Origin of the sequence: Pseudomonas sp. NBRC 111139, assembly GCF_001753955.1 — a bacterium.
GTDB classification, from domain to species: Bacteria; Pseudomonadota; Gammaproteobacteria; order Pseudomonadales; family Pseudomonadaceae; genus Aquipseudomonas; species Aquipseudomonas alloputida.
The window spans coordinates 190,883-199,758 of sequence record NZ_BCBP01000015.1; the positions used below are offsets into that span (position 1 = coordinate 190,883).

Annotated in this window: 8 protein-coding genes and 1 pseudogene; 7 read left to right on the top strand and 2 right to left on the bottom strand. The window is 57.5% G+C overall.

The window, feature by feature from the left end; translation table 11 throughout:
* Positions 1–259: 259 nt before the first annotated feature.
* The 5 genes from rpsF to dnaB all read left to right on the top strand — a co-directional run bounded on the left by rpsF (position 260) and on the right by dnaB (position 3,819).
* The gene (rpsF, locus tag BJQ17_RS01780; RefSeq protein WP_003249557.1) at positions 260–685 is read left to right on the top strand and encodes a 30S ribosomal protein S6; all 426 of its coding nucleotides are present in this window, start codon (positions 260–262) and stop codon (positions 683–685) included.
* A gap of 28 nt (positions 686–713) precedes the next feature.
* Positions 714–944, top strand: a complete 231-nt coding sequence (gene rpsR / locus BJQ17_RS01785) for a 30S ribosomal protein S18 (protein ID WP_003249563.1) — start codon at positions 714–716, stop codon at positions 942–944.
* Between the two features lie 33 nt (positions 945–977).
* Positions 978–1,841, top strand: coding sequence for a hypothetical protein (locus BJQ17_RS01790; RefSeq protein WP_012053856.1), 864 nt, complete (start codon positions 978–980; stop codon positions 1,839–1,841).
* Positions 1,842–1,861: 20 nt separating this feature from the next.
* Entirely contained in the window at positions 1,862–2,308 is a 447-nt protein-coding gene (rplI, locus tag BJQ17_RS01795; RefSeq protein ID WP_003249568.1) for a 50S ribosomal protein L9, read from the top strand.
* Between the two features lie 113 nt (positions 2,309–2,421).
* Positions 2,422–3,819 carry a replicative DNA helicase gene (dnaB, locus tag BJQ17_RS01800; RefSeq protein ID WP_003249571.1) on the top strand — a complete coding sequence of 466 codons (1,398 nt, stop codon included), beginning with the start codon at positions 2,422–2,424 and terminating at the stop codon, positions 3,817–3,819.
* 24 nt (positions 3,820–3,843) lie between these two features.
* Here dnaB and BJQ17_RS01805 read toward each other — a convergent pair whose 3' ends face one another.
* Both BJQ17_RS01805 and BJQ17_RS01810 read right to left on the bottom strand, forming a co-directional pair.
* A complete protein-coding gene (locus BJQ17_RS01805; protein ID WP_070095414.1) occupies positions 3,844–5,499 on the bottom strand; it encodes an ATP-binding cassette domain-containing protein in 1,656 nt (551 codons plus the stop codon).
* A gap of 1 nt (position 5,500) precedes the next feature.
* Positions 5,501–6,655: a YcaO-like family protein gene (locus tag BJQ17_RS01810; RefSeq protein WP_070095415.1), complete on the bottom strand. Its 1,155-nt coding sequence runs from the start codon at positions 6,653–6,655 to the stop codon at positions 5,501–5,503.
* Between the two features lie 630 nt (positions 6,656–7,285).
* Here BJQ17_RS01810 and BJQ17_RS01815 point away from each other — a divergent pair.
* Positions 7,286–7,501 carry a DUF3077 domain-containing protein gene (locus BJQ17_RS01815; protein WP_019438726.1) on the top strand — a complete coding sequence of 72 codons (216 nt, stop codon included), beginning with the start codon at positions 7,286–7,288 and terminating at the stop codon, positions 7,499–7,501.
* A 284-nt stretch (positions 7,502–7,785) separates the two neighbouring features.
* Positions 7,786–8,876, top strand: a pseudogene (locus tag BJQ17_RS01820) (YgiQ family radical SAM protein); the annotation flags it as partial.

Sequence of the window (8,876 nt, forward strand, 5' to 3'; positions counted from 1 at the left end):
GAACCCGCTCCTACAGGGTGATTGCGTTCCCCTGTAGGAGCGGGTTCACCCGCGAAAGGGCCCGCAGCCTGTAAATATGTTTCAGGCTGTTCAAATATTCACCAATCACCTTGCTTGTGCGCCCCGGCTTCTCTACAATTGCGCCCCTTGCCGAGCTGGCAGGCGCTCATGTGCCTCCCCTCCGTGCAAGACATACAGTGTCATTCACTCCTTGTCTGACCAGATTCACTGGCAGACTACTAACCCGTAAGGAGCATTCATGCGTCATTACGAAATCATCTTCCTGGTTCACCCGGACCAGAGCGAACAAGTCGGCGGCATGGTTGAGCGTTACACCAAGCTGATCGAAGAAGATGGTGGCAAAATCCACCGCCTGGAAGACTGGGGCCGTCGTCAACTGGCCTACGCAATCAACAATGTTCACAAGGCTCACTACGTGATGCTGAACGTTGAGTGCACCGGCAAGGCCCTGGCCGAGCTGGAAGACAACTTCCGCTACAACGATGCCGTTATCCGTAACCTGGTCATCCGTCGCGACGAAGCCGTTACCGGCCAGTCCGAGATGCTGAAGGCTGAAGAGAACCGCAGCGAGCGCCGTGAGCGTCGCGAGCGTCCTGAGCATGCTGACTCCGCCGAAGGCGACGACAGCAATGACAGCGACTCCAGCGATAACGCTGACGAGTAATCCACGGACCTTTAGAGGAGCCTATTAAATGGCACGTTTCTTCCGTCGTCGTAAATTCTGCCGCTTCACTGCTGAAGACGTGAAAGAGATCGACTTCAAAGATCTCAACACCCTGAAAGCTTACGTATCCGAAACCGGCAAGATCGTTCCAAGCCGTATCACCGGTACCAAAGCTCGTTATCAGCGTCAGCTGGCTACCGCTATCAAGCGCGCCCGCTTCCTGGCCCTGCTGCCCTACACCGACAGCCACGGCCGCTGAGACCGGGTCGTCGACAAGCAGTAAGGGATTAGCATGCGAGCGTTAGCAAGTTTCATCATGCGCGGTCGTGTGCAGGCCACCCTGGTGGTGGTCATCAGCGCGGTACTGCCGCTGCTGTTCTGGTTGAGTGCCGCTGCCGGCAGCCTTGTGCTGCTGCGGCGTGGGTTCAAGGATGCTACATCGGTCATCGCCGGCGGCTTGCTGGCCGGGCTGGCCGTGTGGGTCATGGGCGATCCCATCACCTTTCTGGTGATTGCGGGTGCCTTGGCCCTGGCCGCCATGTTGCGTGCCGAGCATCCCTGGAGCCGGGTGTTGCTCGCCAGTGCCGTGTTCGCCGTGGCTTTCAGCCTCGTGCTTGATCTGGCGCTGGCGCAAACCTTCGATGTGCTGGCCAAGGCGTTTGCCGAAGCCATGCCGCAAATCGAAGGGCAACCGGTGCTCTCCGGTGAGCTGATCCGCCCTGTGCTGGTCGCTTCCACAGCAGTGACGGTGCAATTGTTCAGTGTGCTGGCGTTGATGCTGGCGCGCTATTGGCAGGCAGCGTTGTACAACCCTGGAGGCTTCGGTCGCGAGTTTCGCGAACTGAAGTTGCCGAAACAGACCATGGCGGTCTTGGTGGCAGTGATGGTGGTGGCGCCGTTTATCGGCCCGCAGTTCATCATCCTGGCATCGGCTTCCAGCCTGGTACTGGTGCTGGCCGGCATCGCCTTGATGCACGGGCTGGTGGCACAGGGCCGACTGGCCGGTTTCTGGCTGGTGGGGATGTACGTGACGCTACCGCTGATCATGCAGCTGATTTATCCGTTGCTGATGGTTTTGGCCATTGTCGACAGCCTGATTGATTTTCGCGGTCGCAAGTCCCCTCCGGGGAAAGACTCCGCGAACGGTGAAGGTTAAAAGTTAAGAGGTTTTACCAAATGGAACTGATCCTGCTGGAAAAAGTCGCTAACCTGGGCAACCTGGGCGACAAAGTAAAAGTTAAGGCTGGTTACGGCCGTAACTTCCTGCTGCCATTCGGCAAGGCCACCGTTGCCAACGCCGCCAACCTGGCTGCGTTCGAAGAGCGTCGTGCCGAGCTGGAAAAAGCAGCCGCTGACAAGAAAGCTTCGGCTGAAAGCCGCGCTGCCCAACTGGCCGAGCTGGAAGTGACCATCACTGCCACCGCTGGCGACGAAGGCAAGCTGTTCGGTTCGATCGGCACCCACGACATCGCTGACGCCCTGACCGCCTCCGGCGTTGAAGTGGCCAAGGCTGAAGTTCGTCTGCCGAACGGCACCATCCGTCAGGTTGGCGAATACGACGTAGCCGTGCACCTGCACAGCGACGTTGAAGCCACCGTACGCGTGGTCGTCGTAGCTGCCTAAGCTGCGCTAACTGGCTGGCTCCTTGCGAGTCAGGCGGTTAACATCGGGCACGGTCCTGTTTTCGACAGGCCGTGCCCTTTGTCTTTTTCATCCTCCAGAATTCTTTCGTGGCCATGAACGAGATCACCACCTCCGAACAGCTTGACCTGCAAACCGCAGCCCTGAAGGTACCGCCGCATTCCATCGAGGCCGAACAGGCCGTGCTCGGTGGCCTGATGCTGGACAACAATGCCTGGGAGCGGGTGCTGGACCAGGTGTCGGACGGCGATTTCTACCGGCATGACCACCGGCTGATCTTCCGCGCTGTGCACAAGTTGGCCGACGCCAACCAGCCATTCGACGTGGTGACCCTCCACGAGCAGTTGGACAAGGAAGGCCTGTCCTCGCAGATCGGCGGTTTGGCTTACCTGGCCGAGCTGGCCAAGAACACCCCTTCGGTGGCCAACATCAAGGCCTACGCCGCGATCATTCGCGAGCGGGCCACGTTGCGCCAGCTGATCAGCATCAGTACCGACATCGCCGACAACGCGTTCAACCCGCAGGGGCGCAACGCTGCCGAGATTCTCGACGATGCCGAACGGCAGATCTTCCAGATCGCCGAGGCACGGCCTAAAACCGGCGGCCCGGTGGGCGTCAACGAGCTGTTGACCATGGCCATCGACCGCATCGATACGCTGTTCAACTCCGACAGTGACATCACCGGTATCTCCACCGGGTACACCGACCTGGACGAGAAGACCAGCGGCCTGCAGGCGGCAGACTTGATCATCGTCGCCGGCCGTCCGTCGATGGGTAAGACCACCTTCGCCATGAACCTGGTGGAAAACGCCGTACTGCGGACCGACAAGGCGGTGCTGGTGTTCTCCCTCGAGATGCCAGGTGAGTCGCTGATCATGCGTATGCTTTCGTCCCTGGGGCGTATCGACCAGACCAAGGTCCGTTCCGGCCAGCTGGATGACGACGACTGGCCGCGCCTGACCTCGGCAGTGAACCTGCTCAACGACCGAAAATTGTTCATCGACGATACAGCGGGTATCAGCCCCTCGGAAATGCGCGCGCGTACCCGCCGCCTGGCCCGTGAGCATGGCGAGATCGCCATGATCATGGTCGACTACCTGCAGCTGATGCAGATTCCGGGGTCGGCCGGTGACAACCGTACCAACGAAATTTCCGAGATTTCCCGCTCGCTCAAGGCCCTGGCCAAAGAATTCAACTGCCCGGTCATTGCCCTTTCGCAGCTGAACCGCTCGCTGGAACAGCGCCCGAACAAACGCCCGGTGAACTCCGACTTGCGTGAATCCGGTGCAATCGAGCAGGACGCCGACGTGATCATGTTCGTGTACCGCGACGAGGTGTACCACCCCGAGACCGAGCACAAGGGCGTGGCGGAAATCATCATCGGCAAACAGCGTAACGGCCCCATCGGCTTCGTGCGTTTGGCGTTTATCGGCAAGTACACCCGGTTCGAGAACTTGGCGCCGGGGATGTACAACTTCGATGATGATGAATAACCCATTGAGCTAGCAAGGCTGCACCTACAAGGTTTGCGGTGCGCCTACTAGCTCAGAAATCTGAGCGATGTTCGTTTGCCCTTGGCTGATGATCCGCCCCTCGCTCAGGGTGATCACCCGGTCAAACCGCGACAGTGCGCTCTGATCATGCGTCACGCAAATCAGCCCTCGCCCTTCAAATGCTTCGAACAACAGGTCCCAGGTACGCTCTGCCGACGCGGCATCGAGCCCGGCTGTGGGTTCGTCAAAGAAATTGAATTCCCCAGGCTGATTAAGAAGGCGTAGCAGCGTCAGCCTGCGTGCTTCGCCGCCCGATATCGATTCTGCGCGTGCATCCAGATCAAGTTCGTACCAGTCTTTGCTCAGGCCCAACCGTTCAAGCCATCCTTCGATTTGAGCGCGATCATGAGCTTGCTCGAACAGCACCGCGCGGGGCAGGGGGCCGGGTATGAAATGCGCATCCTGAGGGCAGAGTCGTAATCGACTGAATTGTTCACTAGCGTCGAGCGACGCCAGGCACCTGCCGTGCAGGTGCACATCCTTGCGCAACGGGAATATCGTTCCCGCCAGCGTATGCAGAAGTGTCGATTTACCACATCCGCTGGGCCCGATCAGTGCGACCCGTTCTCCTTTGTGCAGTACCAAGGGTTCTTCGATGTGAAGTTGTACAGTATCTCGAGCGCTCAACTGGCACGGGGCGATGCTTAGGCCAGCGTCCTGGTCTTGGGACTTCGCCTCAGTAGTGCATGCTGGGCCGAACGAGGGGAGCTGGAGCCAGTGTTCGAGTTTGCGTTTGTCTAGCCGAAACTGGTCTAGCAATCGCCAGGCCTCAGCAAGTTGCGCAACCCCTGCCAGCAATCCGCTCACCAAGGTGAAGAGAGCAACCAGCTCGCCCAGGCTCAATTGCGGTGTTGCCAGAGCCTGATCATGGATACCCCACATGAGCAAACCGCCACTGCCCAGGCCTATGAACAGGGTACGCAGGCTCTGAATCCAACCCCCACTGTGAGCTACCTGCACTGCTGAGTCGGCATAGTGCGAAAGTGTCTGGTTGACCGGGAGCATTGCGGCATCCTCGGCCTTTTCCAGTTTGACCGTTGCCGCGCTGGCGAAGGTATCGACCCATTGTTCCGCCAGTTCATCCTCGCGCGCGTTCACTGCCTCGATATGTGGCCGGCGCCAGCGCACCAGGCGATCGTTGGCCCACAGGTAGGCCAGGCTCAAAGGGATGAGGCCGATCAATACCGAAGTAGCCCCCAGGTAAGCGAAGAGCGTTATCAGCACTGCAGCTTCGGCTAGCACCGGCCATGCCGAGCCAATCAAAAAGCCTAACCACCGCTCCTGTGCAGTAATGCCCCTATCCAGTACTTTTACCAGTGTTCCGCCATGGAGTTGTCCATAGGCCTCGAAGCGCTTGTCCAGCAATTCGCGGCACCAGCGGATGGAAAGTTGCTTCACGCGTTCCTGGCAAAGCCGCGCCAGGCACCAGGCTTGTAGAGGGGTCATTGAGGCTTGTAATGCGACGAGGCATATGAAAGCTCCGAGCAGAAGCTGGGAAGACGCGGCTGAGGTGGCCAGGTTGTCAATGATGTCGGCCAAGACTAGAGCAGGTACGACGGTCGTGATTTTCAGGAGCAGTGTCGCGCCGAGGGCGGCGAGAATTCCTCTATAGATTTGCATGTCATTGCCTTATGCCTTTGAGTGCACGCTGTGGCGCGACTGGAATACCTGATCTGATCAGGTGGAAGCGTTCAAGTCCGGGTATGAACACCTGAACAACCGTAGCGAGATTCGGGTGCTCATAAAGTGTGCGATAGAATGCGACCTTATTATGTTTTTCCAAGTTGATCAGTGTTCGCTTGACTTGCCCGCGCACGCTGAGAACGGTATGCGGAGGGTGAAAGGCGGGTACAGCATATGTGGGGCATGGGTGTATAAGTGCTGAAAGGCGGGTTGAATGAGTAAGCATTTTTTCAGCAGAGAGATCTTCTTGTTTTTCTGTGGCCCCAGAAAGCTGCTCGCACTGAATCTGCTCCGTTACGGCGCGGTACATTGCAATGGAGGGGTTGATGGAGCTGCCGGAGCCAATGCTGCTGAGTGCGCCTTCTTTTTTACTACGAGAAACAGCAATGCAAAATGAAACTTCGTAAAAGTCGTGCGTCAAGTATATTTCTAGTTTTTTGGCCCGGCGGAGAAGCTCGGTATCATGGGCAAATGTTTCTTCCAGAAAAGAACTCGAAGGTTGGTAAAGTTTGGGTGGGGAAGTCAGGCCACAAAGTGATAGGTAGTACATAGAAAGTGCGTGACGTTCGATAGCTTCATTGATGGCGTGGAGCAGAGCCTCGTTCTCCGTGCAGCCAAGTGCTGTACCAGAGTTGGTCGAATATTTGGAAAGAAAGCCCGCTGCAGTTTTTTCGATTTCATCAATGTTTCTGGAGGAAGGTGCTATCAATATCGCGGGAATGGCTATTTCGTCGTAGCTGTTCAATGCCTGAAGACTGAAATAAGGTATTCGGCAATCCGGGGGAATGGATTTTAGGAGCCAATCGTCAAATGGGGCTATCGATTGCAAAATTTGGTCGCTTTCGATGAGTGGTGGAGTGCTCTTGTCGACGAAGTAGTGCTCTAGGCTCTCAGCAAGGGCTCCTAGTTCGCAATGTTCCCCTTTTCCTGCCCCGCAAGAAACTTCTTTGTAGGCGCTGTCGTATAAGTGGCATGTGGCGACCAGGCTACTCTTTTTTGATAGTGCTGTTTTCGATTGAAGCCCTAAGTGATGATGCAGCCTTGTCAGCCGGTTGTAGGCCTCTTCTATGTTCAGCTCGCGTTCGGTAATCATGTTCTGCTCCTTGGTAGAGCCAGAAGGGGCTAAGCCCCTTCTGGTTTGTCACTTACAGAAGATTGAGAAATTCAACCTCGGACTCGGTGAATGTGTAGCTCATCACGCGTGGGATCTGCAGAGTGTGGATTTCAGAACGACGACGTCCCATGGCTAGTGCTCCTATAGAGTTGGTTTGAGTGCGCCTTTCAGCGCGTCATTGTTGTAGCACTTGTTTTTTTTGGGGTTCAAGAACTTCTCGGGATTTGTTGAGGAAAGTTAATGTAGGATTTTTTACTAAGACTAGAAGGTCGATTCCTACAATTCTTAAGAGATAAAGAAAAAAGCACCAATAATTAGCTGGTTAGCACTTTCTCAGGGTTGGATAGGCTAAACATTCAGTAAAAATCTGAAGGAATTGCGATCGCTCAGCAGGGGGCGCGATCGCCATTGGTGTAAGCAGGCTCAGGTATTCCTGTGAGTAATCGCCTTGCCCCGATCCACCCCACGATCCCCTTTTCTTGAAGACAACCCGATGCAGGGGCAGGGGCCTGCTGTAAAGATTCGTTGATGTGTTGCCTGGGCTGGCCCTTTCGCGGGTGAACCCGCTCCTACAGGTTCACCATAGGCTTCAAGAGTTGCACCGTACCTGTGGGAGCGGGTTTACCCCACCCGCTGTTCCGCATCGAGCCCGGGATCCAGTGTAGAGACGCCCGCGAGCAGTCTTCGGAGTTGATGGGCTATGTGCGCGAACTGACCATCACTGGGTTGATGGATGAGAAGCCGATGATGATCTGGGCTGCCCATTACCTGAGTGCGATGGCCAAGGCGCTGATGGATGATGCTGAGCTGTGGATGAGGCAGTGAGGGGTTGGCTTCAGGTTGCATGAAGGCCGCCAGGAGTTCGCCGCAACAGTTTCAGCGCCTGTGAGATCGAGCGCCGCCCGCGCGGTGCTTGATCTCACAGGCGCTGCAAGGATTCTGTCGAACACCTGGCAACCCCACTACACCCCTCAAGCCAACCACCTGCCACGTCCATCCCCCAACCGTCGACCCGCCCACCAATCCCCACGAATCCAGTCGGATTTGGTCAAAATTTGTGCTATATTCCGCGCCCGCGATTTCCCTGCACACCAGAACCGGTCACTGACATGCAAGCAGCCAAACCACTCTACGACTATCCCAAGTACTGGGCCGAATGCTTCGGGCCAGCACCTTTCCTGCCAATGAGCAGGGAGGAGATGGATCTGCTCGGCTGGGATTCCTGCGACATCATCATCGTGACCGGTGATGCCTACGTCGACCATCCGTCGTTCGGCATGGCCATCATTGGCCGTCTGCTGGAGGCCCAGGGCTTCCGCGTGGGCATCATCGCCCAGCCGAACTGGCAGTCGAAAGACGACTTCATGAAGCTCGGCGAACCGAACCTGTTCTTCGGCGTGGCCGCCGGTAACATGGACTCGATGATCAACCGCTACACCGCGGACAAGAAGATCCGTTCCGACGATGCCTACACCCCGGGTGGTCTGGCCGGCAGCCGTCCGGACCGTGCCAGCCTGGTGTACAGCCAGCGCTGCAAGGAGGCCTACAAGCATGTGCCGATCGTGCTCGGCGGCATCGAGGCTTCGCTGCGTCGCATCGCCCACTACGACTACTGGCAGGACAAGGTTCGTCACTCGATCCTGATCGACGCCAGCGCGGACATCCTGCTGTTCGGCAACGCCGAGCGTGCGGTGGTCGAGGTGGCCCAGCGCCTGTCCAACGGTGAGAAGATCGAGACCATCACCGACGTGCGCGGCACCGCCTTCGTGCGCCGCGATACCCCGCAGGGCTGGTACGAGATCGACTCCACCCGTATCGACCGCCCAGGGCGCGTCGACAAGATCATCAACCCGTACGTGAACACCCAGGACACCCAGGCCTGCGCCATCGAACAGGCCAAGGGCGACCAGGAAGACCCGAACGAAGCCAAGGTGGTGCAGATTCTCGACAGCCCGGCCGTGACCCGGGAAAAGTCGGTGATCCGTCTGCCATCGTTCGAAAAGGTGCGTAACGACCCGGTGCTCTATGCCCATGCCAACCGCGTGCTGCACCTGGAGACCAACCCAGGCAACGCTCGCGCGCTGGTGCAGAAGCACGGCGAAGTGGATGTGTGGTTCAACCCGCCACCCATCCCCATGAGCACCGAGGAAATGGACTACGTGTTCGGCATGCCTTACGCCCGTGTGCCGCACCCGGCCTA